We start from the raw sequence: 25,239 nt of genomic DNA on the forward strand, positions 1-25,239 counted from the left end.
CGCGATATCGCTTCCGTACCCTGACACTCTCGCCCCCAGTTAGGGCTCAGGACGACCGAAGAGAACACCACATTGGCCCCGATCTGTATGAAACTGTTCATGGCACCTTCGCCCCGGTTAGCGCCAGGTCGGCGTCGCCGATCACGGCAAAGACTGCTGACGACGTCCGCTCATTCAATCCTGCTACCCACCCGCCGTGAGGATAATCGAGCGCGACGGGCGCACGCAACATCGCCCGAAAGCTCGTCAGATGCCCATCCCCGCTTCGACGTCGCGTGAAGTGAACTGGACGCTCTTCACTTTCAAGCACTGACGCGCAGGTGAATATCCACGACATTCGCATCACTTGTGACGTTAAGCGTCGGGATCAGGCACCGGTAGCGTCGACCAAGCGTAACATGCCCTCTGCAGTCTCCGGGTTGGCACTGCGAAACCGGTTCGGGCCCGCTTGCACGTCATCGTTCGCCCGTCGCTGTGTGTGAAGGGCAGGAGCGCACCAGAATGGTGACGCAGACCTGCCTTTCGAGTGTGACGAGGGAGGAATCTGTAATGCGTCGAAGTTTCGGCGACTCTTCTCAGGTGCCTTTCCTGTTCCGTTTCAGAATCAGTCTTCGCGGCGCAGCCATCCTATGCCGTCACCACGGATCAGAACGACAAATGTCTGCAACGTGCCTGGGTCCCTGAAAGCCGGACCTGTGTTGTTCGTGGACCTGCTGATTGGCAGGTGTCATCCCGGCGTGGTAAAAAGTCGTCCCTTGCGGGTGATCGCCCTTATGCGATGCCGTACTCTCGCGTTTTTCAGGTTTCAACATCGACAGGATTCAGAAAGTGGCAACTGGCACAGTGAAATGGTTCAACGATGCGAAAGGCTTTGGCTTCATTACCCCGGATGACGGCGGCGAAGACCTGTTCGCCCACTTTTCCGAGATCAAGACGGAAGGCTTCAAGTCGCTGCAGGAAAACCAGAAAGTTAGCTTCGATGTGAAGATGGGGCCGAAGGGCAAGCAGGCCGCAAATATCAAGCCCGCCTGACCGGGGCGCATCGCATCCCGATGTGTGGCCCGCTCTGCGGGCCGTTTTTTACCCTCTAACCATGCCAGACTGCCCACCGATGTCGCGGCCCACAGCACCTCGGGACGCATCCGTGGCGAGCCGCCGCGGTCCCGCGCAAGATGCCGGTGACCGGGACTCCGTTTGCCATGTAGATTGTTCAAATCAGGCGAGGCAAGTACCGGAAATTGGCGGCGCTATCCTCGGCAGGCGACCGTCGATGCCACCCCCCAGTCGATCGACGCCGGGAGCCGTGCTTTCAGGGGAATCTCGAATGTATCGTTCATTCTCGAGCGCGGCTTCGCTGGTGGCCGGTTGACGGCGGCCAGCGTCATGAGCGGGCTGTGCAAGCCCTCGCTCCATTCGTCGATCCGACGATTCAAGGTGGCAAGCAGAGTACTGCGCCCTCCTCGAACAAAATATCGGCTTGCCGTCGGCACCGTCGTCCCCCGAGCTATTCGCCACGTCAACTGGCTCAAACGCCCTTGACGCCTCAAGCGGGGCCACGAATGGTTGCCTGTATTATTACGGTACTTAATTCGCCATCCTATTTATTTCATATGCTCCACGGAGAACCCGTACTTCATGAAGCCCGTCATCCTCGCCCGGGCGTACATTTACGCATCCTTGTGCGAATGAAGCATCAAATATCAACTGCGCGGCGTTTATAATGATCGTCTTCAGGATGTCACCGCTCGCATGGAGCCCTACTATATGAGTCAAGCCCGCGGGCGATATGCGGGATCCCGCGACAGCGGCCAACGCCAACCTCGCCACGAAAAGAAGCCTCAGCCCAACCGGCAGAGACAGCCGTATGTGAAGGCGGCTGTCCAGGACTCCACACAGACGGCCTCCGTTTTCAAGACACGGTCGTTCCAGTTTCTCGTCAACGCAGTGGGCGCGGAAAATATCGCCATTGCGCTTGAGTCCACGATGACGCGCGTGGCCGAACTCATGAAGGGCGAGAGATTCACACCCGAGACCGCCTTTCATATGGAAACTACGCTCGGGTTGCCGCACGGTTTTTTTGACCAGCCCAATCCCGGGCTCACAGCCGAGACGATCTCCCGGCTGAAGTCGCCACTCGACTTCATTCAAACAGACGACGGACAGGATGGAGAGTCCGAAGCATCCAATCCGGCGTCTGCCCTGACCGTCGATCAGCAACCATCTCTTGAAGACAGTTTGTCCGAGGAAGCGCAAATGCCCAGGAAACCAACCGGCGGCACGACCAAGGCCGTCAAGACCAGTCCTGGCGCTGCGGCCGGACAGCCCGGAGCCCAGACGCCGAAAAAAGCTTCGCGTGCAAAAGACAGAACGTCCCCTGAAACGACCAAGCAGCAATCGCTGGCACTCACCGATGACGCCGACGTAGAGAACATCCGACGTGCGAACCTCCACGTTCTCACGAGTCACAACGGATCGAAAGCAAAGCTTGGTGTGGTCATGGACCTGAGTGGGTCCAACATGGCCCACCGGCTGCATGGCAAGAAACGCCTGGACACGGTTGAAGCAAACCGGTTCACGGAGCGCCTTGGTTTGCCAGCGGGCTGGCTGGACACCCCGCGCTCCGAAGACGATATTCCGGTGTCGGTGTCGCGTATGCTTGCGCCTGCGCCGCGCGGACGTGCATCCGCTCAACAGCCCGAATCGGTTGCGCCTGCAATGAACGATGTGCCAGCGAAGACCGCCGTCACGAAGGCGCGTGGACGGCGCACGCGGGCGGGCGATGCAGAACGGCCGTCAGCTGTTTCTGCGGATGTCGCAGGTGAGAAAGAGGCGATCGTGACCAGCGAGCAAGATCCTGTAAATGGCTTTCCCGATGACTTTGCCGCTCGCCTGCCTGAACAAATAACGACGTTGCCCGGGCAGGCACACCAGCAACCCCTGAGTCGTTCGCCGCGTCCGCCGTACCGCAGCGAAACCCGGCAACCCGCCCCTTCGCTTCCGTGACGAGCCTGGACAATCTTCACGGTATTGAGCCGATAGCAGAAGCCTTGATCAAGACGCTGGCAGGCAAGGCACGCACGGGTCGCCTGGACGAACTGAAAGCCCTGGAACTGCTGCAGCAGGCAATCCTGTTATGAGCCTGTAGTTGCGGACCAGGCTCCTCGCGCCATGATGTACAAGGCGCATCAGGGGGCCCGGTTCCGGTATGCACAAAAGTTGCGCCCTGTCAGGTCGACTTGCCATCGACCTGCCTGGCCGGGCTAAAGCAACGTAGACATCCTGTTTTCCATCGTCAGAACCTGATCGTATCGAACGGGACATCGATCCCGTGATGCTGAAGCACAGCGTCCCGAAATACCCGCCATTCACCTTCCCCAGCCGGCTCATGTGTGCAGTGCAGGCATTGGTCCGCACCGGCCAGCTGTTCGGTCACGGTTCGATGCACGTCGATTCCGAAGCGTTTGCTGAATCGCCCCACGCACGAGCCGTCGTGCGCGGTCACCCACACGGTATCGCCCAGCGAGGACACGTCAATGGCGTAAGGTTGCGTCACGTTCATTTCCTGTTAATCCGGCGGCAATCGTGTGTCAGGTCAGCGTTGCCCTGCTTCTGGCAGGCACGTCACCGTCAGTCCCAGCGAGCGGGCGAGCGCCACCGCCTCGTCAGGCGTGTCACAACAGTCGACCCAGAAGTCTGTTCCGGCAACGGCGATTGCGTAGGGAGGAACGTCATCGCCACATTCGTTCTGGCGGTAGATCACAACTTCCGGGCTGCACGAGAGGTAATGTGCCATCTCGCCCCTGCATTCCGGATACACCTTCGCAACATGTGCGCATTGCGCAGCTGACATCGTTTTCATCTTCTCTCTCCAATGCCGCGTCGCCATCATCACTCGAGGCATGACTCGCCTTCGAACGTAACGGGTGCTGCATGACGAATTTTACAGCGCACGGGCGGGCAGAAAAGCCCAGGCTTCACGCACGCCTTTTCTGCGAGCGCGCCACGCCAGCAACGTCGCTGACTACGTGTACGCAATATGCAGGGCTTTTCGGACCTTCGCGAACGCTGCGCTACGCGCCAACGCCGTCGATGGTGTGCGCTGGGTCAGTGCGATACTCCCTCCTCTGTCGAACAGCACGACGGCCAGCTCTGGAGCCATCATTCTCGACACGTAGAGTACTCCGTCCACATGAGCCGGATGCGTGTAGATCGCCCGTGACCAGCGCATCGGAATTCCGTAATTCGCCGTGCCAAACAGCCCGGCGTGTGCGCCAAGTACGTTCATGCCCTGGCCGGTCAGATCTGCAAGCGTCAGGTCCATCCCCTCGAACGTATGGATAAAGCGCCGCTTCACTTCATCGGCCGCGACCTGATATCGGGTCCCAACCGGCTCGAGATCATGCAGCAGGGACTCTGCGACCGCCGTGGCCAGATTCAGGCCAAAGTAACTGGTCCCGTATTCCCTTTTCGGATCGTCAAAGCGGTGGCTCGCGGTGCGTCCAAAATGCGGTTCGTTTGAGTCATAACTTGAGATCCTGACCAGACGTTTGGCCTTCACTTTGACGACCGGCAACGCAAACGTGCTGAAATTCTTCGCGGGGTTCCTGAGAGCACGGGCAACCAAATGTTATTCCTCCGCGTAGCCCGCTGCGGCCCGCAGGACCATCGACAGGTTGACCTTCCCTACCTGATCAATGCTGTTGCGACCGCCCTGCCTGCGCCCGGGCTGCTTGCCACCGATTACCTCCAGCGGGGTGAGGCCGCCGAGTGAGCGCCGCGGGTTCGTGAAAAACGCCCATTTACTGGCACCTGGCAACTCTTTGAGCTCCCTGGAGACGCGGGCAACCGTGCGGCGGTCGAGGCTCTCGTCCACAAAAAAAGCCGGGTAATAGCTCACCCCGTTGGGACCATCGACCGTGAAGAGGGAACCGGTCTTCAGCCGCTGGTTGATTGCCTGCCGCGTGACACCTGCGCGGCCCATGAACTCCGCAGGCTCAAGCAGTTTGCCTTCCCTTGCGAGTTTCGCTCGGGCGGCCATTGCTTCTGCAAACATTTCCGCTTCGGCGGAGGACGCGCCGGCACGCCGCCCTGCCCTGGGGTCCACTGCGGTGCGGGCGCGCTGTGCGGGAGCACGGCGGCTGTGGCCCGCGCCTGGCGTCCTCGACGGCGCGACTTCAACCGCAGCGTCGGCTACGGCTGTCAGCGCATCATCGAATCCCTGTGCGAACAGCGCGATCGACTGCGCGAATCGCTGCTGCTTTTTAGCGGGAAGCTGACCGATATCGGCCTGCATTGAAGTCGCCACGACCTTGCGGATCGCTTCCGGGGTGCGCGCGCCGGTACGATCCAGCACCTTCGCAGCACGCATAAGCAGCCGCGAAAACTCTGACGCCTGAATGGTTGCCGTAGACATGAGCCTTCTCCAAGGGACCGGTTAAGCCTATCCCGGATATGGAGACATCGTCAAGCTTGTCAAGGAAGTAAAGGAAGTGAATCTCACCTGCCAATCCACTGGCCAGCTGTCGTGGTGGCGCAAACGGCTCCGCCCCTTATTAAATGCCGCCTTGCTGCACGCCATTGTTTTGCCGCCGGCAGGCGTTTGCGGTCAGGAGGAGCGCTTGACGGTTAGTTGCGTCTCGCACCGATGACTTGCGAACCTGTCTGTCCGGCCATCATCTGATCGGGGGACGTCGGCGCGCGGTACACGGTCTTCCGCGGACGCCCCGCGTGTCAGTACGCCCTCGGCGCAGCGACCTGTGAGGAGATGGGAAAGATGGAGGACCGCAGTAAACGGTACACAGGAAGGTCTCATGCACGGACCCACCACCGGGCTCGCAACCCCGATCGTGCAAACCTAAATCTGGCGCTCCCACTTGATTCCGGGCTGACGATCTCAATATCGCACGCAAGATCCTGATCAACCGGCAACCGGACATGCCCAACAAGAAGAACTCCCGATCGACGCGTCGGCCAGCTGCCGGAGCGCACGCAGAGTCGAACTACCGGCGCACCTCAACGACGTTGAGGCCGAGGGAGTGGGCCAGCACTGTTGCATCCTCCGGTGTCTCGCAGCAATCAATCCAGAAGGCGGTACCGGCAACGGCGATTGCATAGGGCGGGACATCGCTGCCGCGTTTGTTCTGCTTGTAGATCACCACTTCAGCACCAGCCTCGAGGAAGTCGGTCATCTCAGTACGACACTCCGGAAAGACCTTTGCAACGTGGTTAGCTTGGGCAACTGTAAGACGCATGGTGAAATAACTCAGTGGAAACGGACGATCCGAGAGACGAACTCGGTGGCACCGATACGCGATCTCATCGCGTCAGCCCGGCAAGCTGAGAGGGTGCCACGAAATTCTCGCCGTCTAGATGTGTTCCCCGGGCGCTTACACACCTTTTGCTTCGCTGGGTGCATCTCGAAGCAGAACTTCCTCGACAAGGCTGTCGACCTGGGCCAGCGTCGCGTGCACCAACAGACGCTGACCAATTTCAACCAGTTGCCTCATCGGTGGCAGCGGCAGCTTGCGCAACTCAGTGGCATTGATTTGCGTACTCCCGGCGAGCGCACGGAAGTGTGCGTCCACCAGTTCGCTGCTTAGAAAAGCGGCGATCCCCTTAGCCTCGTCGACCGTCATCGTTCCGCCTTGGCGCACGATGTAGTTCAGATGGTTCTCGAGGCCAATTGTGGCGCCGGGTAATGCCCCGGAATACGGAGCCGCAGTGATCCGGCGTTCTGCCTCCTTGGGGCTGAACCGTCGGAGGACGACCATGGGTTGATTGGGCACGAGCATCCAGGCCGACGCTTCGACGGCGGCAATGTGTTCGCGTTTCTTCTGGATCGGCCACTGCATGCGCATGGGGCGAACGTGCTGCATCCACAGAAGGGGGACAGTCTTTTTGCCTACGTGACTTTGGATAAAGTCAGTCGCTCTGAACGCCACTACCGGCCCTGTTGACACCCTCAGGCCATGAGTTGCGAGGGTGTCGCTCCAGCGGTGAAACGCATCCTCTTGTTCGCCGTGCAGGGCAATCATCCGCTCGTTGTCCGCTCCGACCAGCCGAGCGAACGCCACGGCCGTGACCGTTGCCGCGCCGAGGTCCGCCACACCCTGACTACGACTGACAAGGATATCCAGATTCGGCTCCCGCTCCGCGCGCGCTGTGGCCCAAAGGATAACTGCCTCCTGCAAAATCTGATCGTCGGAGAAGTGCGCTTTCCGGCTTTCGAACACATGCAATGCGTCGAACCGCAGCCAATGCAACATCTGTCTGCGAACCGCTGCGAAATACGAGCCACTGAGCCATGACCGTGGCGTGATAAAACGGTACCGGCCAGTGGCGTCGACGAGTCGTGCACACGCGGCAAGGAACAGGCCATAGATATTTGGCTGGCCGTACACGGCGTAAGCATGGGCCGAAGCACGCTCGTCCGACTTGTTAAGCTTCAGGTAAGGCGGGTTCGCGATGATGATGTCTGCCAGCGCTCGACCATTGATTGCCTCGTCCGACAAGAGAAAATCAGTGGGTCGAATAGAGCACGTGAGCCGTACAGAACGTGCCCTGGCGGCCTTGCGCATACGATCTGCGAGTCGTCTAAGCGACGGCAACAGTCGGTCGTCCACCTCAAAAAGTGAGGGCAATGACCTTTGGCGGCCTAGCCCGATCCAGAAGTTCCGACACCGCGGCTGCGGCAAGAATGCCAGCACCTGCGGCGGGCTCAAGTACTCTGACGGTCGCACCCTCGACTCCAGCAACGGCGCGGCGCGCCATGCACGCGGCGATTGCGGGAGGCGTCATGAACTGGCCAAGCGATTTTTGCTCATCGCGTTCGAGTTCAGCGATGAACGCGCGGCCACACCTATGTGCATATTCGACTAAAGACATGCTGCGTATTGTCCTATGACGCACGGCCACTGTCAGCATCAGAAACGCATCTCCTTCATAGTGGAATACGCGTCACGCCTTGCGAAGATACCGAGCTGCTCGACGCGTTGAACGCAGAAGTCGCCGGCTACAGCGGTCTAGCGGCACGAGTTTCCGTGTGCACCGCGCTCGAAAACTTTCAATGCCGAATTATCCTGCATTCCGGCGGCAGATTTTCTGCAACCCTTACGCTATCAACAACCATATATTCTCGAATAATCTTTGAACTCAAAAAATTTAAACAGGAATTATTTTTATTCAATTTTTACGCAGATGAGAGGGACTGCCTTCGCGTGGCAGTCACCGATGACTGTTCGAATATGCGCGCTGCGAGGTGCGTGTCTGTGCGCCGTTGCGAACAGCCGCAATGGAAGGCCCCTCACACCGGATCTTCGCAACTCATGGTCGCCCCTGAAAGACGACCGGGCAAAACAACAGCCAGGTCATTGACATCGGTACCGCAAGCAGACCAGAGTCAGCCCCACGGCAAAACGATCTATTCGCGAATCAGAAACCGGTCGCGATTCTTCGCGTCCTTGATCCAGTTGGGTACGCGCCCTCTGCCGGACCACGTAGCCCCGGTCGCGGGGTCGCGATATTTCGCGGGTGACACACTATGCGAAAGCCTCGGCCTGCCGCGACGACTCCCGAAAATCTCCCGCTCCGTGTATCCGAACTCGATGACTTTTTCCCGGATATCCGCGAGAACCGCGTCGTACTCCTGCTGACGGAGGGCGGTCGCCTGACTCTCGAGTTCGGCGAGTTGTGCTTTCAGTTCCCTGTACGTTGCCATGAATTATCTCCCCATGTAGAAACCATGCACTCATGGTAGTGATTTTCCCTCGACGCTGACTGGAACTGGGCCGGCTCATCGGCCGGTAAGACGATGGTCTGAGAACCGATAATTCATCAGCGGCGTCAACCCTCTACTTACGGATCTACGGCGAACGCCCGCACTTTTTTACCAGAACGGCCCGTCACAACGCCAGACCCGTTTGCTAGCCGCGAGTCGATCTATGGATAATGCCAGCTTTGAAGCGTGGCCTCAGAAAACTGCAAATATCACGCGCACCTGCACCAGACACGTAAATGATCGACTGGGCAAAGCAACCGCATTACTCATTGACCGGTATAGTCTTTGCGCGCCCCCTGGCTGTGAGTCTTTATGCCTGACTTACTCAGTGGAGGTTCTGAAATCCATGGAATGCTTACCGATCCTGCGATGACGTCATCAATTTCCAGAAATGATGGATCATGACGTTGTTGCGAATGGGTAATATCGGACTCCTATTTTTCTGGACTGGAAAAAATCCAGTTAAGAAATCGAAGGTTAATCCATCCGTAGCCTGAACACCGCAAATTCGAAGCACCTGCCTACCCGCGTGCATTGGATCAACGGCGTAGTCCAACGCCACTGGAGTTCGTGAAAGCCGGATCTTATTGGACGAAGGCAGCCTGGGGGCGAAGAGAGGATTGGAGGGGCCGTCTGCATCGGCCTGGATGAGAGGGACGTCGTGTCAAGTGCCGCCGGGGCGCCCGACTGCGCACAAATCTTGACGACCACAGCCTTCGCCCTTTAAAAACGCGTTCCGGATCAATGGAGTTTCGACGTCTGGCGACGGCGAGCCGTCGCCAGAAGCGGATTCTCGTCGGAATCAGCGTCGCGCCTCTGCGCACTGCCGTCCGCAATGACGACATGGACCTCCTGCGCAAATGCATCCTCGAAACAACGGCGCGCGAGCGCGAGGCATTCAGATGCCGGGGCATGACCTGCACTCGCCGCAGCCTGTGCGGTCTCTTTCGCAGCCAGCCCCAGCGCAGCGACTGCCTCATCCCACGTCAGTCCGGTCAACATCACTTCCTGAACGAGCTTGCCAGCGATAGCGCCGATCCTTGCCTTCCGTTCATCATCCATTGCTTTGCTCCTGCGGTGCAGCATGCCGCTCACGTGTGGCATCCCTCGTCCATTCATTTTTGCATTTCAGGGGAGCGCGGCGCGCCTCGCCGCATCCTGCCAGGCTATCTCCATCGCGCAGTCACCGGTTGTAGCCGTCAGCACCTTTCCGGTCTCGCCGTCATACATGACTGCGTCATCCTCGCAGTATGCGGACATAGCATCGAGAAAGCGTGAGCGGACGATCCCTTGCGCTTCATTTTCGGCGGCGCGACCGGGCCGGTAGCGTTGTTCTCTCCCTATAGCCTCTGAAGCCCGAAATTCGCGGCAGCATACCGTGCGTTGCAGTTCCATATCTCCTCGCCGTCGCGGCGGAAAGTCGCCCAGCCGTGACTCACCGTAACCTTCGCCTTTGGGAATACGCCACTGTGTCCATTAGCGGCGGCAGACAGAAGGTTCCTTTCCCGGCAGATCGCCCAATATTCGCCGTCCTCGGGTACGTCAGCTTCGGGTCTTGCCATGTCTTCTCATCTCCGTGGACCTACTGCATCTCTCGAAATATCGCTGGGCCAACGATGAGGCCAACGACGTCTGTCATGCTCCGGCCGCAGTCCCGAGGTGTATGCCGGACCTCATGCACGCGCAAACACCCGGGCATATTCGCGAGACGCGCAACTGCGCGCAGGAACGACGAAAAACGGCTGTCGAGATCGCCAGCCAGTGCACCGCGATCGACCCAGATGCCTTTGCAAAAGCCAGTCGAGGCCGCCTCAACGTGCGTCGAAATACCAGTCGAACTCACGGAAACCACGCCCCTCACCCCCTGTGATTTCCGGATCGAGACGATATTGGGACTGCATGCTCTAGTTTTCTACGCCTTGGAACGCAGCATTCGGGCGGCGTCTCGCATCCGCTTCGCAGCGGCACGCGGCGTATCGGATACGACCGCCCAGTCGTGATGCCACCATGCGATCACGTTAGCCGCCTCGATCACAGTGCGCGCAGCGATCACGTCGCGCACTTCGGCAGCGACCTCATCCCACCATGTAGCACCTTCGCCATCGCTTGCGCGCGAATCGACCGCCTCGCGATAGATCGCTTTCGCGGTGTCGAGGGTGATATGCATCACGAACTCCTAGATATTTGAGCGAATCTCGACGCAGCCTTCACGCGACTCAACGGTCTCTGTACTGATGTGCAAAGCTGCGCCACTCGCTGGTTCGACCATTTGCGCGTCGTTCCGGCTGCGCTTGAACAGGCATTCAAGCACTCCCGCACAGATGTTCGACGAAGCATGGCTTGCGCAAGTTAGCTACCCGATTTCACGGAAGATCGCTGGACCGTTGATCAATCCGACGGCGATTGTCGTGCTCCGGCCGTAATTGCGAGGCTCATGTCTAACCTCGTACCCGTCTTCGTCGCGCGCTACTCGGGCAATATGCTCTTCGACCGTCGAGTCCTGATCACGCACCGCTGCCAGATCCCGCATCACCAGGTCACCCGGCAAAGAGCGGAGGCATTCCAACAAACTCGACATTTTTCTTCCCTTGTTAATCAGTGGCCGGCCCGGGCATCGCTTTCCGGTCAATCGAAGGCTCTGGTCAACGGAAATCCACGCCGCTCACGAAGGACATCTTCTGCCCGCACCAGTGAGGCGAGCCGGTATCGCGCCGACGAGCAGTCCGGCGGCTCCAGCGCCCACACGTGCGGTTCGTGCGCCCTGGCCATGTCTTCAATCTCGGCTCTCGTCGGCTCCCGGTGCAGGGGCTCGTCGGTCGCCGAATTCCGCGTCGTCATATTGGTTCTCCGATTCACCGCGGCCTGGACAACACGGCTGCGCGATAACGGGAGCGCAACATCAGGTCGGGTATCGGCGCAAGCAGCTCCGACATGAATTGAAGCTCGACGCACGAATCGACGCCATGCTTCGGGGCTGCGCGATCGTACGCCGCACGTGCAGCATCAAGCTGGGTCTTGTCTTGTGCCGCCACGGCGCGGATCGCGGCACGCTCGGCATCGGTTAGGATCTCGCTCATATGTTCCAGCGTGTAATGGTTAGTCGAACATTACCGGAAAGCCGACACGTGTTTCGAGCCAGTGCGTAGGGTTGTATCCGAGGCGAACCGCGGCATTGCGAGCGCCAGGGAGCGTAACCTCACCGGTCAGTCGCACCGCCCGGATCTGCTCATCGTTCACTTGAACGCGGAGATAAAATGCCTCGTTCGCATGACGTTCCGCAACTTTGCTGTCCAAGACAATCACTTCTCTGGGAAAGTCCTTCAGCGGCGTCGCATCGATAGGTCGCATGTCTGTAGTCCTCCTTGTTCAAAAACGGATTGTGTCGACCGGAACGTCGATCCCATGATGCCTCAGGACAGCTTCACGGAAAACGTGCCATTCGCTTTCGCCAGCCGCCTCGTGCGTGCAATGCAGGCATTGGTCCGCGCCGGCCATCTGATCGGTTACGGTCCGATGTACGTCGATGCCAAAGCGCTTGCTGAATCGCCCTACACATGAACCATCGTGCCCCGTCACCCACACAGTGTCGCCGGCCCGCGATACGTCGATGCTGTAAAGTTCTTCCATCTTTTCCCCGTTTTCCACTTCAGCAGTTCAAACCTGCATCGCGCAGAAGCGCACGGCATTCATCGGTATCGACACCAACCGGCTCTTCGCAATAGTCACGACCTTCGACGGTCAACTGGACCAAATCGCCGGGCATGACTTCAACGATAACGACGTCCAATTCACTCACCTCGTCTTCGTCGACAACATGCTAATGGAAATACTGCATATCGCGCGCCGCGATCCTCTTGGCATAGAAAGTTCCTTCCTGGCCTTCATAGATCGTCGGGACGAACCCATTTGCGGTCAGTGCAGCTATGTCCATGCTTTTCCCTTCTCGTTGTCTTCACTACTCAATAATCGTTTGAAGCCGGGCCAGTGCGTCCTCGACCACTTCAACGGGCGCGCATTCGATCTTGCGCGCGCCGCGCCCTTCCAGGTCGAGCATGCGCACCATGTTCACAAGCGCCACGCCCTGCGTTTCCGTTTCCGAACCTGAGAGTGGCACCGCGAAGCCTGCAAAGCGGGCGAATGCGCTGCCTTGGGTGATCGGTGCGACAAGCGCCACACCCAAGGCATTAAACGCGGCGGGAGAGAGCACAAGTGCAGAACGAAAAGCGCCTTGCTGCTCACGGCCGACAGCCGGATTCAAGCTCACGCGTACGATATCGCCTCGCTCGAACTTGACACGCTTTACCATGCTTCACGCCCCACTGGCTTGACCTCACCCCAAGTATCCAGGTCGGCCGGAATGGGGGCTTTCGGGTCGCATTGGGCAACGAGATCGTCCAGTGTGTATTTACGACGGGCCGGGGTCAACAGTAAGCCGTCCGGGCGCACGTCCGCGTTCAGCGAACCGCCGACCGATGCGTTGATCTGCTCGAGGAGCACAGTAGGCAGACGAACCGCCGCGCTATTACCCCACTTCTGAATTTTAAGTTCCATATTAACCCCTGATGTGTATCCATTGTAGAAACATCGCGAATTGAGTGCAAGCAGTATGTATCTACAATGAGGATACATTGAGCAGCAACATTCCAAGGGCGACCGAACTGGACATGGACAATTACCGACTGCATTCAAGGCTAACGCGAGTGGAGCACCTCCAGGCGTCAACGGGATGCACCAGCGCAACGCCACCGGCATCCTTCGCATCACTAGCGCGCCCGTGGCATCACGACCGTTTGATGCGAGTCGGGCAATTCGGGTGGCGGGGAGTGCAGCGTTGACACTTCATACCGTCCACCCGACTCCAGACGCGCTTCAGGGCAACCGTTCACGAATGGCGAGGAGGAGATCGAGATGCCTTTCGACAAGCAGCGGAATGGCAGATTTTCCGCTGATCCATCGACTGATGGTTCGGCGGTCATAGCCCGAGTATTCGGCGAACGTCACCTGAGTCCAACCGAGGCGCGCCAAAGCAAAAGAGAGGTCCGCAGGCTTCATTGCGATTTTGATAAAATGTCCCGGTGAATCGGTATTTAGAGCGACATTTTGTCACGACTGGTGATAGTGTCAACCTCCAGATTTGCATTGGATGCCCCGCACCAGGCAATCTGGTCGCGAACTCACAGCCCCTGATTCGTGCTGCGCATCGTCGACAGGCCACTGTGACGGGCGCCGGCGTTTTGCTGCGCGACTGCGCTCGGCGGCCTGCATCTGCCGGAGGAACACGTATCGTTGCTCGAACCGAAGGGGGTTGAATGTGCAGGAGATGCATGCACCGCCGCGTCTTAGCTCAGATGGCACACCTGCTTTCCGGCTCAACGATGTTTGCTCCGGCCGGCAGCCCGCGCGGATTCATCCATGCCTGGGCCCAGCGCTCAGCATGCCTCCCCGCATTCGTCCGGCGCTGTCGTACTGGGGCGACTATTGCCTGTCCCGCCTGACACGTCGAACTGGGAAACCGCTGGCCAGACGTTTCGGCCGGTGCTATCGGCAGGCGCAGAGCTAAACCCGTTGCGGCGACAAAGCTCAACGTCATGTGAAAGCCACCGTGTCTCTGGACGCCCTTCTACAGCGCCTCCCGCCGGCGCATCGTCTCTTCTGCCGCCGGAACGGCGCGGGCAGTGTGCGGCAGCGGATGACAGTTAGTTGCGCGCAGATTGCGATACTCCTGGATCGCGGCACGTGAATACTCACTCGGTCGCCCCACGCTGCGTCGTTACATATCGCACCTGCGGATGTCCGTTACCGATACGGTGGAACGACTGGGAGACGAAGCCAGTTCAAAGATAAATTTGCCATTCGCTCTTGAGCCTGGCGCGAAGGGCCCCATATCCGCTACGAAATTCATCGACCGGCAACCAGACATGCCCAACAAGAAGCGCTATCGACCATCGCGTAAGCCACCGGCAGGTACGCATGCAAAGTCACTGTTTTTGCCGATGGCCCGGAAAGAATCCACAGATCTCGCGCTGCGCGCGCGGATAGCGGTTGAGCGTCTGCGCAACGGCGAAGCAGACCGCCCCCTCCTGAATCTCGTCTCCCAGATCATCATCATCGCGAGTTTCATCACCCGCGCGGGACACGGAGAGCTTGATATCGGGGAGATTGAACGCGTTGAACGTGACCTCGACGAGGTACTCAACGATGCCGATCGCATAGGCGTGTGGACTGTGCCCCAATCGTTGATCGAGGGCCTCACCGCCGTGGTGAACGAGTACGACCGCCAGCTCTGCGTGACCCGGATGGAGATCGTCGTCCGGGCGAGTGACCACCTCGGAAAGCTCGTCGATCTGGCCGCGCGTGGGACCCGCACCAATGACAGCCACCTTCAAGTTGCACGATAGCGCCGTCGCGCATTACGTACCCGGAACAGACATCCGTCAGTGAGCGTGCACTGAAGTCCGGCGATGAATGAAGACGCGTAGACGGGCGGGGGTCTCACGCAACATCATACGGATATTCCTGACACAGGCTGGCAACGCCCCGTAGACGGAGTTCAAACCACCGTATGCGCGTTGCAAGTAGATGAAATCGGCGGCGGCGGCGTAGCCTACGCAGGCCGGCAAAAGTGCGCAAGCACTCACAACAGGCCATTCAGCGACGCCCAACGGAACGAAGCAAGGGGTATCCCGCGCTACACTGCGTCCAGCACGCTCAGCCCCGCGCACAAAGAACTCCCTGCCAGCAGCCACATCCCAGAACGAAAACAACATGGAAATTCGCGTCGCTTACGAACATAGCCTCGCCTCGGCGCCGGAAGAATTCATCGTTCAGGTGCCTTCGCAACTCGTGACCGATATTCCTGCAAACGTGCCGCGCGCCCTGTTGCCTGAGTTCATCACGAACCTGATCGTCGAACGCTCACCGTCGATTGGAAAAATTCGCAATCTCCGGATTCTCTAGCCGGATGCTTTCTGCGCAGCGAAACCAGGTCTGATCACAGCGCTAACTGCGAACTCGGAAAACTCAGAAAAGGCTTTGCTGCCTGACATCGCGTGCTGGAGGCACTGAGGGCTTCTGGCGTCGTGCGCCTGGGCGGCGGCGAACGATACGACGGACATGAGCGATCAGTTCGAAACTCCCATCGGCAAAGCTGAGCCCAAGCCTGAACCGCGTGAGCCCATCCAGTCCGATACCGGGCTGCACCCGCAGCGTTGCACGCATGTCGAATCGACGGGCACGGTCCACGAGCTGCGCGCGGCTCATGCCCGACCATGCGGCCGAGATCAGTTGGCCGACTGCCGAAGGAACGGACTCCGGAAGACAGTCAACTGGCAACGCCAGCGAAACGAGCTCGAAGCGGTCTGTCATGGGGTTGAAGGCGCGCGGCTCTCCGTCCGCGCTTCCTCGTGTATATACGTAGCGTCGCCCAGATGTGAGGAGACGCGCGAATGACCTGAGTGATCACTCCTGGCAGGCCGACAATGCAGTATGCAGCACCCCGCTCCGCCGGCTACGACTCGATCGCCCGTGACCTCGTTACGCTGCGGCGACTTCGGGCGTTGCAGCAGCCTCAACTACAGCCGGTGCCTTCCTGGCTGCAACCTTGCGCGGTGCCGAAGCCTTTTTGGCGGGTGCAGCAGACTTACGTGCACGCACGCCCTTTGCCGGAGCCGCCACAGTTCTGCCAGTCTTTTTCGGCGCCCCCGACGTCTTCGCCGCCTTTTTATTCACGACTCGCTTCGCAGCAGCCTTCTTCACTGAAGCAGCCTTCTTCACTGAAGCGGCCTTCGCGCCAGCAGTCTTCGACGTAGCACCGGCTTCAATCAGGAATTTCGAGCGATCCTTGACATCGCGAATCCAGAGCGGTGCCAGTCCACGGCCCGACCATGTCGCGCCTGTTTTCGGATCTGCATATTTCGGTGCAACGTGGTGAACTGCCGCACCCGGGGCTTTTGCTGCCGCCTTCGCCAGCGTCGTCCCAGGTTTACGACCGCGTCGTTTCGCAACAAAGCCTTCGATGTCAGCGACAGTCAGGCCGTGCTTTTGCATCAAGTCACGGATTTTCGTCAGGCCCACCGACGACTGCTTTTCGGCAATCGTCGCCGCCTGCTTCTGGAGTTTGGCAATTTTCGAGTTGATTGCGTCCAGGGTAACCATTTCTATTCCTCGCTGTGGGGTTTACCGTTCATGCGATCCTGGAACTTCCCTGGTTTTTGTTTCCCAGGCACTTCGAAGTTCGGTCTGCCCGTCAGAATTGACGCGATCGTCGCGGTTGTGATTATGACTTTATCAGTACGCTCGTGCAAATTGAAAGCGCGGCGCTCAACGGCCTAAATGTCACTGGAGATCAGGAATAGCCGCACGCCAGATCTTTCCTACCCATTCCGGAACCCTGTCTTTTTTGTTTGAATGCTATTCCGCCGCACAAAAACCAACTCTCTATTATTCAGACATGTACCTGGCATCGTTGGTCGGGGAGGTAGGGTCTCGAGTCAGCGATGCGCCTGTTCGTATCGCACGATGAATCGCGAGCGCATAAAATAAGACTCGACGTGCGCAAGCAAACCTGGTGTCGCATACGGGTTGATTTATACTGCTCTCATACCGGTCGCCTCCCGTGCGCCGCTCCCAGCAAAATATCGTTTAAACATGCTCAGCCTCCTCGCTGCCGCGGCATGCGCAACGTTGGGTCGCGTGGCATCCTGGCGGCACGCGATTTGCAATCACCTGCCCAACGACAGATTGTTGCGCGGAGAATACACCAAATGGATGAGAGAAAACGCGAAAGCATCGTCGCCTACCTGAGGCGACGGATGGTGGAATTCGGAATCAACCCGGAAGACGTCGCCACCTCAATTGCGGCAGACCAGGAGCGTCTGCGAGCGGTACGTTTCCGGGACGCGTCCGGCAACACATGGGATGGCAAAGGCGCCCCGCCACAATGGGTGGTTCAGGCGACCAGCGCCGGGCAGTCTCTTGAGCATTTTGCAATTGACGGCGCATCGAATCGCGACGCAGGCAAACGCACCGGTGCCGACTGGCGCAATGACCCGTTTGCAGGTACCAGACTGGCAACAGCCAGGACGGAGGGCGTTTGAGCTGCCTTCGAGCAGAACGTGAGAATGCAGGCATTATCCCCTTGAATATAGCTTTCAGGTCGTCACGCCGCTCCAGGCATTCAGATGACGCACAAAGGCCGTGGGGGGTCAACCCGTCTCTCAGGCAGACTTGCCAGATTGTGGGGGGCATCCGCGTACGACGGGTCAAGCTCAAGGCAACGCTATAGCTTTCAGCGCCGTCAAGCCGCCCCGGCTGCTTAAGGGCAACGACCCGCTCTCCAGGGTTGAGATGCTCCAGAGATATCAGGCCGGTCGCAATTGCGCCCACTGTTAGAATGGTTGCCTTTTTTCAGGAGACGCAAATGTCCTGGTTCATCTATGAAGTGCCCGAATACAACGAAGACGGGGCGCGCATCGAACCCTTCAGCGACCTGCGTAGTCGCGTCGTGAAACTAAGTGGGCAGGCGATGGCTGACGAACTGGAAAGCGTCCGGGAGAACGCCGCAACGACGGCGGACACGCCCACGCGCCCGCTACGCGCGGCGGAAAACCCTCACGTATTTCCGATCCCCTATGCCGACTCCATGATCCTGGTCGGGTTTATCTTCGAACTGAAGCGCGAGTTCCGGCAGCTGGTGGTGTCACCCGTGGAAATGCCCTGGCTCAAGGACGCGTAGAAAGCAAGACGATCGAAGCAATCCCAGACCTGAGAGGCGAACTACACGGCGGCGGCACCATGTCTCGAAGCCGCTCCACGGACTACAGACGGTTGATTCCGGTTCTTCAATTCTGCAACCGCATCCGCGATGCAGATCGTTGACGATCCGTACGGTAGTAACGAACGGCCGAATATGGTCAATTGATTCAGCCAGCCAATTGAACTCGTCCGTGCTTCGCTCGTAGACTGGTCGGCGCTCAAACGCCCATACGGGTGGAAGGTCCCCGACATGCCATGGACCCAAACGAGCGAAGCAGGCCATCGTACCGCCGCAATGGCTCGATCAAGCGCTCAGACTTGTCAGCGCAGCCTTCAAGCCGGGAAGCGTTACTTTGCCTCGGGAACCGGGCGCCCAAATATCGAAAGGGCGCTTAATTCTGGATATTTTCCTCGCAATCCTTCCAGTACCGCAACGGATCCAGATGTTGCGGGTAGTGTGAGTTGAGCCACACTGTCAGCCTGCCCCAATCCGGATGACTGGTACCCGATTTAGCAGACCAGATTGATGATCTCTCGAGAATCTGGCTGTTTGCGCGATCACGGACGACCAGGCTACCCAGACCAGTTGAACTGTTCGCCTGCGACTCAACCAGATACCGCGGCAGAATCCTGAGTTCAGCGTCCTCGGCCCACCCGTACAAGGCACGGACCACGCCTGACGAATCTCGCAACGCTATGGGCCCACTTTCCGGGCGAACGGCTGTCCATCCTTCAGGAAATTCGGCGACAACCTCGTTTTCCTCCTCTCGCACCCACTTCACGCGCCATGCCCGCGCCATCGCCTCGCGCATGCCGGATACTGACTCGTAGCCAGCAGGCAACTCGATCGCTACCGGGAGAGTGATGAGATTGTCTTTCCAGAGTTTGGCTTCGTCGTCGACGCGCTCGACCGCAGCGAACGCCCCTGGTTCGAATGGATTCTCGGGCCGGCTCGACACCCTCACGTTCCCGCTGGGTAATCCGTCGAAAAGTCGTTCAGCATCATGACGCGTAAGTTTCGCCTTTCCTTTCTTCATTTGTCCCTCTTCAGCATGATTGTCTTGCCAATGCACCGCCCTGAAATACCAACTCAGGAGCGTTTGAACGGGCCCGTGATCTCATTTTGCGCTATTCGCTCGATCGCATTACCCTGAGGTACTGGAGCGGCTTGTGTCGCCATCCCTGCCCCCGGATATCGGATGAATCAATCCAAAAAGCCCTGGACGACGCCGGGCAACTCTATCTCGTGGATGACCTTGGTGAATTGACGATAGCTGGCTGTTGCTGCCCGCGCGCGGTCTATTGAACCTCTCGGCCGCCGCCCACTGAAGAAATTAGCCCCCGGCCCGCTTCGCACTATGGCCGGACTTTTTGAGTTCTTCGATGACGCGGTCGCAGTGGTCGCCCTGCACTTCAATCACGCCATCCTTGACCGTTCCACCTGAGCCACAGGCCGCGCGTAACTGCTTACCCAGCAAAGCCAGGTCAGCGGGGTCAAGCACCAACCCCTTAACGATCGTCACGCTCTTCCCGCCCCGACCTTTGGTCTCGCGAACCACCCGTGCAACGCCGTCGCCGGCCTGTCGTGTACTGGCGATCGCCCTGCAAATACATTGCGCGAGCACCCGCCTGCAATCGGGACACATCCGCCCGCCGTCGGTGGAATAAACGAGGCCACCCTTCGCACTGCTCTTCATGATTGGCTTACTCAAATACATCCAGATCGATAATTGCCGAGTCTAGCAGGTGCTGTCTACCCATTCCCGCCGTGCCCAATCTCTTTCCGGGTTTCCAGGGCCGTCTCGTTCCCGACATTCGGCAGGGCGTTAGTCCGGCTGGGCCCGATGAACGTTCACTCGTGTACTCACTGCGGCATTATCCTCATCCAGGCACGACAATTCCTTATGCACCTCAGCAAACTCGCCCACAGCTGCTGCTGGCATCCAGTCGATGTAATCACATTGATCGTCGCGCCGATGCGTTGTTCACTTACTGCTGCAGATGGAGTCGGGATGTGACGCCGTGACTTTAATAATGTCGTGCTTTGGCGCATCTTCCATAAAGCCCATCGTCTTCAGTGTGTTTATCCCGATTCGCCCCGCTGTGCCGGGTGGACTTCCTGATCGCTGAAAACTTCGGCCATATGCAGGCAACGACGCAACCGCCAAGCGAAGAAGCCGCACTGAGCGTGAGCGCCGTCCGTCCCTGTCGCAATGCATCCCGCACCGGGTGCAGGAACCAGGATTCCCGCGCGAGATGAGCAAGCTCACGTATTGCCCAGGATAGTGCGGATCCCCGGATCGTATGGCACTCTCAGCGCCTCCGCGATAATCGCGGAGATTGCACCGGGGTGAGCAGGGTTGAAAAGATAGTTATACGAATGAGGAAGGATGGCGCTCGGAACCTTGAGGAGCAGTTCCTGACCTGCCGCCAGCCATTCGCTGCCGGCTGCCTGCGTCCAGTCCGAATTCCCGCGCCAGTCATCGGGAATGACGTTCGCAGTGAGTTCCGCAATCGCAACGTCCCCGGCGATCTCCACGCGAAGCAATTGATAGTCATCAGGCAACGCCAGCGGCGACCCAAACTCGTGGTGCACCATCGTCTCAAGCAGTGCAAGCGCCGGGTTTTCCGCCAGATAGACGACCGGTTGTCCCCGGTAATGCCACCGGCCAGGCGCCCTCAAGCCGCCGATTCCCCGAAGGTCCGCATAGTTACTGATCCTCCAGAGGTCCATCAGGCGAAGTATCCCTCGTCGATCTGAACCAGCGCGTCCTCGACAAGCCGTGCACCATGCTCCGTTGCCGCCATCTCGAGCGGCGTCTTCCCGGAAAATCGCTCCTTCCTGCCGCGAAGCCAGTTCATGGCCTTTTCAGGGTTTCCAAACACCGTCTCAGCCTGTGCAACTATCCGTGCGAGGCGGATGGCCTTGTCTGACTCGTCGGTCGAGAGCCGCTCGCCATTCTGGCGGCGGTGTGAAAGCGTCCGGCGAGGAATGATGAAGAGCAGCTCGTCGGCTTTGAGTCCGTGTTCGCCGAGACGGTCGATCACGTCGACCCCGACTCGCTCGGTCGCCAGCGCGGCAAGATCATTCCCCGACCGGATGTGGGCCTGAAGCAGGTCTCCCAGCAGCGAGAATTCACTATGGCGCGGGTTGGCGCGTCCAGTGGGACGGTATTCAACAGTGGCCATGGCCTCTCCGAGCAAAATGCCCAATCAATGAAGGCATTTTGCCACACATCGGGCATCTTTGCTGAACAGCAGGTTAAGACAGGTCTCGTGCCCGCTCCTGGAGTTGATGATCGCGCCCCAATCGATAATCGACAATCCATGCGGGGCGTTCGGAACCCGTCGCGTTCGCCGCTCTGTTGCGCACGTCCCACGCCGCCTGATAAACGCATCAGATCTGGTTCGGCCGCCCTGCTGGTGCTTTGTGAGGGGCTCCATATCTCCACAAGCGAAGCAACACATCATTCGCGCGAGATCCATTACCCAGGTGAGCGCGGCAATCGGCGCGAGACCACTTCCGATCGCGCCTGACGCAGATCCAATCTCCGGTGCATCAAGATTGCCCCTTGAAGCATCATCGCTAGGCGCAGACACGTAGTCGCAGCGCTGTCCAAGCGAAGCTTTGCCGCCTGAATAAGAGGCCACGGTCGACCGATAAATGTCGATCCCGTGGCCAACCAGTGAGAGGTGAGCCTACGGCTAGGACGTGAATACCTTTGCCGCAATCTACACGTTCATGCTCTTAAAAAAACGCCGATCCCTACCAGCAAGGCGGACTGGCTTCAACGCAATCGTTACGGCCTCGGCAACGAGTGGTCCGTCGCCTGATCCGCGCCAACTTCTCGCAGGATCATCGCTTCCGCCCATCCGTTCGACAGCAGGTACTGCACCTGTGATTCAGTACCGCCGTTGTTGATTACAGTCGCATATGCAGAACACTCATCGTGCACCACGCTGTCCAGCACCGGTCCTGTGCTTTCGGTCAACAAGCCAGCGATACGTCGTGCTGCGGATGTTGCATGGAGTACCGCAGACCGCGCCGCGCGCATGCGTTCGCGCAACGAAAAGAAGATCTCGCTGCGTCCCGGCAAATCCTCGTGACCGTTTTCGATGAACCACCACAAGGCTTCCTGAAGCGACAATGCGTTGACGTAATCCAGGTACGACGTCCGTTCCACTGCTTTTGCAGATTCCGACATGATATTGCTCTCCGTGAATGCAGGAGCCGTCCCCTGCGGGGAATGGTTCCCGCAGGGGTTGGAAAAAGTCAGGCGGCAAGCGCTTCGACATCAATGACCGCATCGGCCTCGAGAACGAGGTCAGGCGTCTGTGAAATGAAGAATTCACGCGTGTAGCCCCCTTGCAGGAGCACCTCGCGCTTCATCTTCATGAACTGGACCTTGCGCTTCGGGTCCAGCGGGCCGTCCGACTCATCGCTGAAAAGCGTGTCGTACGGCTCGCCCGCGTTACAGGCGAGATACAGGGCAATCCCGCGTGTGAGGCACTCGTTGACCCAGACCTTCTGGCCACCCGACATCACCGCCACTGCCTTGGTGCTGTCGTTGTCGGCGTCGTGCACGAGGATTTCGAAGCCCTCACGCAGTTCGCCGCTGGCCAGCGCGCGCTGGGTGCGGATCTCGACGGTAAAGCGCGGGCCGTAGCACGCCATCAGCAGGTCGTTGACCGTCTGCGTGAGTGCGGGACCTGCATCGTCGATGGTCAGGGCAACGACACCGTCGTTACCCAGGCCCTTCGCGAGAAGCTTCCAGTGCGCGATCTCGTCGGACAGCCGCTCTGCCTGCAAGCGCGTTGCGTCAAAGCCGGCGAGTTCCGTCTTCATGGCATCGCGCAGTGTCTCGTGCGTGGCCTGCTGCCGGATGAGTGCTTCGATGCGCGCATCGAGTGCCGCTCTGGCCTCACGGTTTGTGACGAGCCTGCGATCCAGATCAGCGATCGCAGCCGTGACATCGTGCGCCGCGAGCCGGGAGGCCTCGGCGTCGATATCACGCAGGGCCCCTTGCAGGCGCGCCGTCTCCGACTTGCGATGCTCGCCAACCGTCGCCACTTGCGCGTCAGTGCTGGCCAGTTCCGACCGCGCGTCGGCCAGGCCGTTCGCGGCCGCATCGAGAAGCGGCTTGCGTGCGGCGAGCGTCGTGGCCAGTTGCAGATCGGCGCGTGCCTTCGTGAGTGCCTCATTCGAGGCGCCCAGCGCGGTGCGCTTTGCTGTGAGCGATTCGACCGCAGGCGTCAGTTGCTCCACCAGGGCCTTGCGATCCCGATAGGTTGCGCGGAGCCGGTCGATCGAAACACGCTGCTCGACCGCCTTGACCGAAGCCTCGCGCGCCTGGGCAAGCAGTGGACAGGCCGTGTGCATGGCGTGGCCCGTGCACGGCACCTGCCCGATTACCGCGGCCTGCTTCTCCAACGTCGCGAGCAGCGCCGCCTGCGATTGCCCCTGCTCCTGCACACCGCTTAGTTGTGCCTTGGCCTGGGTCAATGCTGATTGCTTCGGCTCAAGCCCGGCGATCTCGGCCTGAAGCGCCTTGATGCGCGCTTCTTCCCGACCGAGGATGAGTTGCACCTGATCGCACTGCGCCTGCGCACCTTCGATGCGCGCTCGCTGCGACAACGTCGCTTCGTGGGAAGCGATGCTTTTAGCGAGTGCCGCGCGACGGTCATTGAATCGTCGCACCAGCTCATCGGCCTGCGCAGCGACGCGCGACAGCGAAGCGTTGACCTCGCCGCGCTGCTTCCCGAGTTCGCGCCGGCGCGCCTCCGCAGTCGCCGATTCGGCCTGCTTCGCCGCGAGCGTCGCGCGCTGTTGCGTGAGCGTCTGCGCGTCGGCCTGATGGCCTTCACGCTCGCGCCGTGCAACCTCGATCGCCCTGACGTCAGCCACAATCGCCTGGTCCGTCTGCGTCAGTGCTTCGCGCTTGTGGCCCAGCGCCGAAAGCTCGCGCTGGATGCCGTCGAGCCGGCCACCGAGCAGTTTCGCCACGTCCGCGGCTTTCGCCGAGAGCGTACGCAGATGGTCGATGTGCAGCAGCTCCGCGAGCAGCGGCTTGATCTCTCCGGCGTTGTAGGACGACAGCGGCCGGCGGTTCTGCGCAGAAAACACGCTCGTGAAGAACGATTCGAGCGATCCGCACACCGACTCGACGCAGCGGTCATACGTGTCGGCCTTGCCATCGGAGCGCGTGCCGTCGGGCGCGGTGAACGGCTGCCATGTGCCCGCGCCGTCGCGCCAGGCGAGGAAGTACTCCGCCTTGCCTGTCTTGCCCGGCTTTCGAAAGGCAAAAGTCGAGCGATAGCGCACGTTGGCGTGCTCCCATTCCAGGCTCTTTTGCGCCTGCGAACCCGCAACGTGGTCCCAGTACGAAAAGGCATCGACCGAGAGCTTCACGGCGTGCGAAGGCATGATCCGGTAGCGTCCCGCGAAGTAAAGTAGTTCCATCGTACCCCAAAGAAAGCGCCATGCTTTGGCAAGCCAACCGTTCTCCGTCTCCATCTTTACTTTCCGGGAATGCGAACTAAACTCGGATCTTGTTGACGAAGCGAAGTAAATCTGGAACTTTGCGGAGAGGTGGTGGTGGCTGACGCTCGTCCGGTCGATCCTGCGCTGCAGTTTGACTTTCATCCGATCGCAATTCAGCGCTCGAAATGGACGCATCAGTTCCATGTCTGGAGCCCCAAGCTTTCCCGAC

The 25,239-nt window shown here is 59.4% G+C and carries 30 protein-coding genes and 1 pseudogene; 7 read left to right on the forward strand and 24 right to left on the reverse strand.

The window, feature by feature from the left end:
- Positions 1-828: 828 nt before the first annotated feature.
- Both C7402_RS08075 and C7402_RS08080 read left to right on the forward strand, forming a co-directional pair.
- Positions 829-1,032 (forward strand): cold-shock protein, encoded by a 204-nt coding sequence (locus tag C7402_RS08075; protein ID WP_042293433.1) that lies wholly within the window; start codon positions 829-831, stop codon positions 1,030-1,032.
- A 732-nt stretch (positions 1,033-1,764) separates the two neighbouring features.
- Positions 1,765-3,137 (forward strand): annotated as a pseudogene (locus tag C7402_RS08080) (hypothetical protein).
- A 155-nt stretch (positions 3,138-3,292) separates the two neighbouring features.
- Here the strand turns inward: C7402_RS08080 and C7402_RS08085 are convergent.
- The 13 genes from C7402_RS08085 to C7402_RS08155 form a co-directional block, all read right to left on the reverse strand.
- Complete coding sequence (locus tag C7402_RS08085) at positions 3,293-3,559, reverse strand: hypothetical protein (RefSeq protein WP_165841820.1); 267 nt, start codon at positions 3,557-3,559, stop codon at positions 3,293-3,295.
- Between the two features lie 33 nt (positions 3,560-3,592).
- Complete coding sequence (locus C7402_RS08090) at positions 3,593-3,859, reverse strand: hypothetical protein (protein ID WP_165841821.1); 267 nt, start codon at positions 3,857-3,859, stop codon at positions 3,593-3,595.
- Positions 3,860-4,021: 162 nt separating this feature from the next.
- Positions 4,022-4,624: an RES family NAD+ phosphorylase gene (locus C7402_RS08095; protein WP_112178185.1), complete on the reverse strand. Its 603-nt coding sequence runs from the start codon at positions 4,622-4,624 to the stop codon at positions 4,022-4,024.
- A gap of 3 nt (positions 4,625-4,627) precedes the next feature.
- A complete protein-coding gene (locus C7402_RS08100; protein ID WP_116610195.1) occupies positions 4,628-5,413 on the reverse strand; it encodes a hypothetical protein in 786 nt (261 codons plus the stop codon).
- Between the two features lie 586 nt (positions 5,414-5,999).
- Positions 6,000-6,188 (reverse strand): hypothetical protein, encoded by a 189-nt coding sequence (locus C7402_RS08105; RefSeq protein ID WP_244314777.1) that lies wholly within the window; start codon positions 6,186-6,188, stop codon positions 6,000-6,002.
- A 198-nt stretch (positions 6,189-6,386) separates the two neighbouring features.
- On the reverse strand, positions 6,387-7,577 hold the full coding sequence (locus C7402_RS08110; RefSeq protein ID WP_116610197.1) for an Eco57I restriction-modification methylase domain-containing protein: 1,191 nt from the start codon (positions 7,575-7,577) through the stop codon (positions 6,387-6,389).
- Positions 7,578-7,623: 46 nt separating this feature from the next.
- Positions 7,624-7,884 (reverse strand): hypothetical protein, encoded by a 261-nt coding sequence (locus tag C7402_RS08115; protein ID WP_133254434.1) that lies wholly within the window; start codon positions 7,882-7,884, stop codon positions 7,624-7,626.
- A 535-nt stretch (positions 7,885-8,419) separates the two neighbouring features.
- Positions 8,420-8,716: an H-NS histone family protein gene (locus tag C7402_RS08120; RefSeq protein WP_116610199.1), complete on the reverse strand. Its 297-nt coding sequence runs from the start codon at positions 8,714-8,716 to the stop codon at positions 8,420-8,422.
- An 801-nt stretch (positions 8,717-9,517) separates the two neighbouring features.
- Positions 9,518-9,838: a hypothetical protein gene (locus C7402_RS08125; RefSeq protein ID WP_133254435.1), complete on the reverse strand. Its 321-nt coding sequence runs from the start codon at positions 9,836-9,838 to the stop codon at positions 9,518-9,520.
- A gap of 66 nt (positions 9,839-9,904) precedes the next feature.
- Positions 9,905-10,171, reverse strand: coding sequence for a hypothetical protein (locus C7402_RS46845; protein ID WP_165841823.1), 267 nt, complete (start codon positions 10,169-10,171; stop codon positions 9,905-9,907).
- 517 nt (positions 10,172-10,688) lie between these two features.
- Positions 10,689-10,943 (reverse strand): hypothetical protein, encoded by a 255-nt coding sequence (locus tag C7402_RS08135; RefSeq protein WP_116610202.1) that lies wholly within the window; start codon positions 10,941-10,943, stop codon positions 10,689-10,691.
- A 685-nt stretch (positions 10,944-11,628) separates the two neighbouring features.
- Positions 11,629-11,853: a hypothetical protein gene (locus C7402_RS08150; RefSeq protein WP_116610204.1), complete on the reverse strand. Its 225-nt coding sequence runs from the start codon at positions 11,851-11,853 to the stop codon at positions 11,629-11,631.
- Positions 11,854-11,872: 19 nt separating this feature from the next.
- Positions 11,873-12,124, reverse strand: coding sequence for a hypothetical protein (locus tag C7402_RS08155; RefSeq protein ID WP_116610205.1), 252 nt, complete (start codon positions 12,122-12,124; stop codon positions 11,873-11,875).
- Between the two features lie 54 nt (positions 12,125-12,178).
- Here C7402_RS08155 and C7402_RS46850 point away from each other — a divergent pair, with 54 nt between their 5' ends.
- The gene (locus C7402_RS46850; RefSeq protein WP_165841824.1) at positions 12,179-12,334 is read left to right on the forward strand and encodes a hypothetical protein; all 156 of its coding nucleotides are present in this window, start codon (positions 12,179-12,181) and stop codon (positions 12,332-12,334) included.
- Between the two features lie 88 nt (positions 12,335-12,422).
- Here the strand turns inward: C7402_RS46850 and C7402_RS46855 are convergent, their stop codons facing one another.
- The 4 genes from C7402_RS46855 to C7402_RS08175 all read right to left on the reverse strand — a co-directional run bounded on the left by C7402_RS46855 (position 12,423) and on the right by C7402_RS08175 (position 13,828).
- Positions 12,423-12,572, reverse strand: coding sequence for a hypothetical protein (locus tag C7402_RS46855; RefSeq protein ID WP_165841825.1), 150 nt, complete (start codon positions 12,570-12,572; stop codon positions 12,423-12,425).
- Between the two features lie 159 nt (positions 12,573-12,731).
- On the reverse strand, positions 12,732-13,082 hold the full coding sequence (locus C7402_RS08165) for a type II toxin-antitoxin system ChpB family toxin (RefSeq protein ID WP_116610206.1): 351 nt from the start codon (positions 13,080-13,082) through the stop codon (positions 12,732-12,734).
- Positions 13,076-13,327, reverse strand: a complete 252-nt coding sequence (locus tag C7402_RS08170) for an AbrB/MazE/SpoVT family DNA-binding domain-containing protein (RefSeq protein WP_116610207.1) — start codon at positions 13,325-13,327, stop codon at positions 13,076-13,078. Before C7402_RS08170 ends, C7402_RS08165 begins: the two co-directional genes overlap by 7 nt.
- Positions 13,328-13,645: 318 nt before the next feature.
- Entirely contained in the window at positions 13,646-13,828 is a 183-nt protein-coding gene (locus C7402_RS08175; protein ID WP_112178200.1) for a helix-turn-helix domain-containing protein, read from the reverse strand.
- 866 nt (positions 13,829-14,694) lie between these two features.
- Between C7402_RS08175 and C7402_RS08180 the strand changes: the two genes are divergently transcribed.
- The gene (locus C7402_RS08180; protein ID WP_244314778.1) at positions 14,695-15,174 is read left to right on the forward strand and encodes a hypothetical protein; all 480 of its coding nucleotides are present in this window, start codon (positions 14,695-14,697) and stop codon (positions 15,172-15,174) included.
- Between the two features lie 367 nt (positions 15,175-15,541).
- Positions 15,542-15,733, forward strand: coding sequence for a hypothetical protein (locus C7402_RS08185; protein ID WP_112178202.1), 192 nt, complete (start codon positions 15,542-15,544; stop codon positions 15,731-15,733).
- A 576-nt stretch (positions 15,734-16,309) separates the two neighbouring features.
- On the opposite strand, the gene C7402_RS08195 is transcribed toward C7402_RS08185, so the two are convergent.
- Complete coding sequence (locus C7402_RS08195; protein ID WP_116610210.1) at positions 16,310-16,930, reverse strand: H-NS histone family protein; 621 nt, start codon at positions 16,928-16,930, stop codon at positions 16,310-16,312.
- Between the two features lie 608 nt (positions 16,931-17,538).
- Between C7402_RS08195 and C7402_RS08200 the strand changes: the two genes are divergently transcribed.
- Complete coding sequence (locus C7402_RS08200; RefSeq protein ID WP_244314779.1) at positions 17,539-17,871, forward strand: H-NS family nucleoid-associated regulatory protein; 333 nt, start codon at positions 17,539-17,541, stop codon at positions 17,869-17,871.
- A 323-nt stretch (positions 17,872-18,194) separates the two neighbouring features.
- Positions 18,195-18,509, forward strand: a complete 315-nt coding sequence (locus C7402_RS08205; protein ID WP_112178207.1) for a helicase — start codon at positions 18,195-18,197, stop codon at positions 18,507-18,509.
- A gap of 412 nt (positions 18,510-18,921) precedes the next feature.
- Here C7402_RS08205 and C7402_RS08210 read toward each other — a convergent pair whose 3' ends face one another.
- From C7402_RS08210 to C7402_RS08235, 6 genes are all read right to left on the reverse strand, one after another.
- Positions 18,922-19,566, reverse strand: a complete 645-nt coding sequence (locus C7402_RS08210; RefSeq protein ID WP_112178208.1) for a hypothetical protein — start codon at positions 19,564-19,566, stop codon at positions 18,922-18,924.
- Positions 19,567-19,863: 297 nt separating this feature from the next.
- Positions 19,864-20,226: a translation initiation factor Sui1 gene (locus C7402_RS08215; protein WP_116610438.1), complete on the reverse strand. Its 363-nt coding sequence runs from the start codon at positions 20,224-20,226 to the stop codon at positions 19,864-19,866.
- 569 nt (positions 20,227-20,795) lie between these two features.
- Positions 20,796-21,266: an RES family NAD+ phosphorylase gene (locus tag C7402_RS08220; protein WP_116610212.1), complete on the reverse strand. Its 471-nt coding sequence runs from the start codon at positions 21,264-21,266 to the stop codon at positions 20,796-20,798.
- A complete protein-coding gene (parS, locus tag C7402_RS08225) occupies positions 21,263-21,718 on the reverse strand; it encodes a type II RES/Xre toxin-antitoxin system antitoxin (protein ID WP_116610439.1) in 456 nt (151 codons plus the stop codon). The genes C7402_RS08220 and parS overlap by 4 nt, the downstream gene beginning before the upstream one ends.
- A gap of 611 nt (positions 21,719-22,329) precedes the next feature.
- Entirely contained in the window at positions 22,330-22,734 is a 405-nt protein-coding gene (locus C7402_RS08230) for a hypothetical protein (protein WP_116610213.1), read from the reverse strand.
- 68 nt (positions 22,735-22,802) lie between these two features.
- Entirely contained in the window at positions 22,803-25,214 is a 2,412-nt protein-coding gene (locus tag C7402_RS08235; protein ID WP_133254436.1) for a coiled-coil domain-containing protein, read from the reverse strand.
- Between the last annotated feature and the right edge of the window lie 25 nt (positions 25,215-25,239).

This window comes from Paraburkholderia unamae (assembly GCF_003096875.1).
Taxonomy (GTDB): Bacteria; Pseudomonadota; Gammaproteobacteria; order Burkholderiales; family Burkholderiaceae; genus Paraburkholderia; species Paraburkholderia unamae.

What these genes read in the sequence shown, in the direction of transcription:
- C7402_RS08085 (WP_165841820.1), bottom strand. Translation starts at nt 3,559, where the DNA reads ATGAACGTGACGCAACCTTACGCCATTGACGTGTCCTCGCTGGGCGAT.
- C7402_RS08090 (WP_165841821.1), bottom strand. Translation starts at nt 3,859, where the DNA reads ATGAAAACGATGTCAGCTGCGCAATGCGCACATGTTGCGAAGGTGTAT.
- C7402_RS08100 (WP_116610195.1), bottom strand. Translation starts at nt 5,413, where the DNA reads ATGTCTACGGCAACCATTCAGGCGTCAGAGTTTTCGCGGCTGCTTATG.
- C7402_RS08105 (WP_244314777.1), bottom strand. Translation starts at nt 6,188, where the DNA reads ATGACCGACTTCCTCGAGGCTGGTGCTGAAGTGGTGATCTACAAGCAG.
- C7402_RS08110 (WP_116610197.1), bottom strand. Translation starts at nt 7,577, where the DNA reads ATGCGCAAGGCCGCCAGGGCACGTTCTGTACGGCTCACGTGCTCTATT.
- C7402_RS08115 (WP_133254434.1), bottom strand. Translation starts at nt 7,884, where the DNA reads ATGTCTTTAGTCGAATATGCACATAGGTGTGGCCGCGCGTTCATCGCT.
- C7402_RS08120 (WP_116610199.1), bottom strand. Translation starts at nt 8,716, where the DNA reads ATGGCAACGTACAGGGAACTGAAAGCACAACTCGCCGAACTCGAGAGT.
- C7402_RS08125 (WP_133254435.1), bottom strand. Translation starts at nt 9,838, where the DNA reads ATGGATGATGAACGGAAGGCAAGGATCGGCGCTATCGCTGGCAAGCTC.
- C7402_RS46845 (WP_165841823.1), bottom strand. Translation starts at nt 10,171, where the DNA reads ATGGAACTGCAACGCACGGTATGCTGCCGCGAATTTCGGGCTTCAGAG.
- C7402_RS08135 (WP_116610202.1), bottom strand. Translation starts at nt 10,943, where the DNA reads ATGCATATCACCCTCGACACCGCGAAAGCGATCTATCGCGAGGCGGTC.
- C7402_RS08150 (WP_116610204.1), bottom strand. Translation starts at nt 11,853, where the DNA reads ATGAGCGAGATCCTAACCGATGCCGAGCGTGCCGCGATCCGCGCCGTG.
- C7402_RS08155 (WP_116610205.1), bottom strand. Translation starts at nt 12,124, where the DNA reads ATGCGACCTATCGATGCGACGCCGCTGAAGGACTTTCCCAGAGAAGTG.
- C7402_RS46850 (WP_165841824.1), top strand. Translation starts at nt 12,179, where the DNA reads ATGATGCCTCAGGACAGCTTCACGGAAAACGTGCCATTCGCTTTCGCC.
- C7402_RS08165 (WP_116610206.1), bottom strand. Translation starts at nt 13,082, where the DNA reads ATGGTAAAGCGTGTCAAGTTCGAGCGAGGCGATATCGTACGCGTGAGC.
- C7402_RS08170 (WP_116610207.1), bottom strand. Translation starts at nt 13,327, where the DNA reads ATGGAACTTAAAATTCAGAAGTGGGGTAATAGCGCGGCGGTTCGTCTG.
- C7402_RS08175 (WP_112178200.1), bottom strand. Translation starts at nt 13,828, where the DNA reads ATGAAGCCTGCGGACCTCTCTTTTGCTTTGGCGCGCCTCGGTTGGACT.
- C7402_RS08180 (WP_244314778.1), top strand. Translation starts at nt 14,695, where the DNA reads ATGCCCAACAAGAAGCGCTATCGACCATCGCGTAAGCCACCGGCAGGT.
- C7402_RS08185 (WP_112178202.1), top strand. Translation starts at nt 15,542, where the DNA reads ATGGAAATTCGCGTCGCTTACGAACATAGCCTCGCCTCGGCGCCGGAA.
- C7402_RS08195 (WP_116610210.1), bottom strand. Translation starts at nt 16,930, where the DNA reads ATGGTTACCCTGGACGCAATCAACTCGAAAATTGCCAAACTCCAGAAG.
- C7402_RS08200 (WP_244314779.1), top strand. Translation starts at nt 17,539, where the DNA reads ATGGATGAGAGAAAACGCGAAAGCATCGTCGCCTACCTGAGGCGACGG.
- C7402_RS08205 (WP_112178207.1), top strand. Translation starts at nt 18,195, where the DNA reads ATGTCCTGGTTCATCTATGAAGTGCCCGAATACAACGAAGACGGGGCG.
- C7402_RS08210 (WP_112178208.1), bottom strand. Translation starts at nt 19,566, where the DNA reads ATGAAGAAAGGAAAGGCGAAACTTACGCGTCATGATGCTGAACGACTT.
- C7402_RS08215 (WP_116610438.1), bottom strand. Translation starts at nt 20,226, where the DNA reads ATGAAGAGCAGTGCGAAGGGTGGCCTCGTTTATTCCACCGACGGCGGG.
- parS (WP_116610439.1), bottom strand. Translation starts at nt 21,718, where the DNA reads ATGGCCACTGTTGAATACCGTCCCACTGGACGCGCCAACCCGCGCCAT.
- C7402_RS08230 (WP_116610213.1), bottom strand. Translation starts at nt 22,734, where the DNA reads ATGTCGGAATCTGCAAAAGCAGTGGAACGGACGTCGTACCTGGATTAC.
- C7402_RS08235 (WP_133254436.1), bottom strand. Translation starts at nt 25,214, where the DNA reads ATGGAACTGATGCGTCCATTTCGAGCGCTGAATTGCGATCGGATGAAA.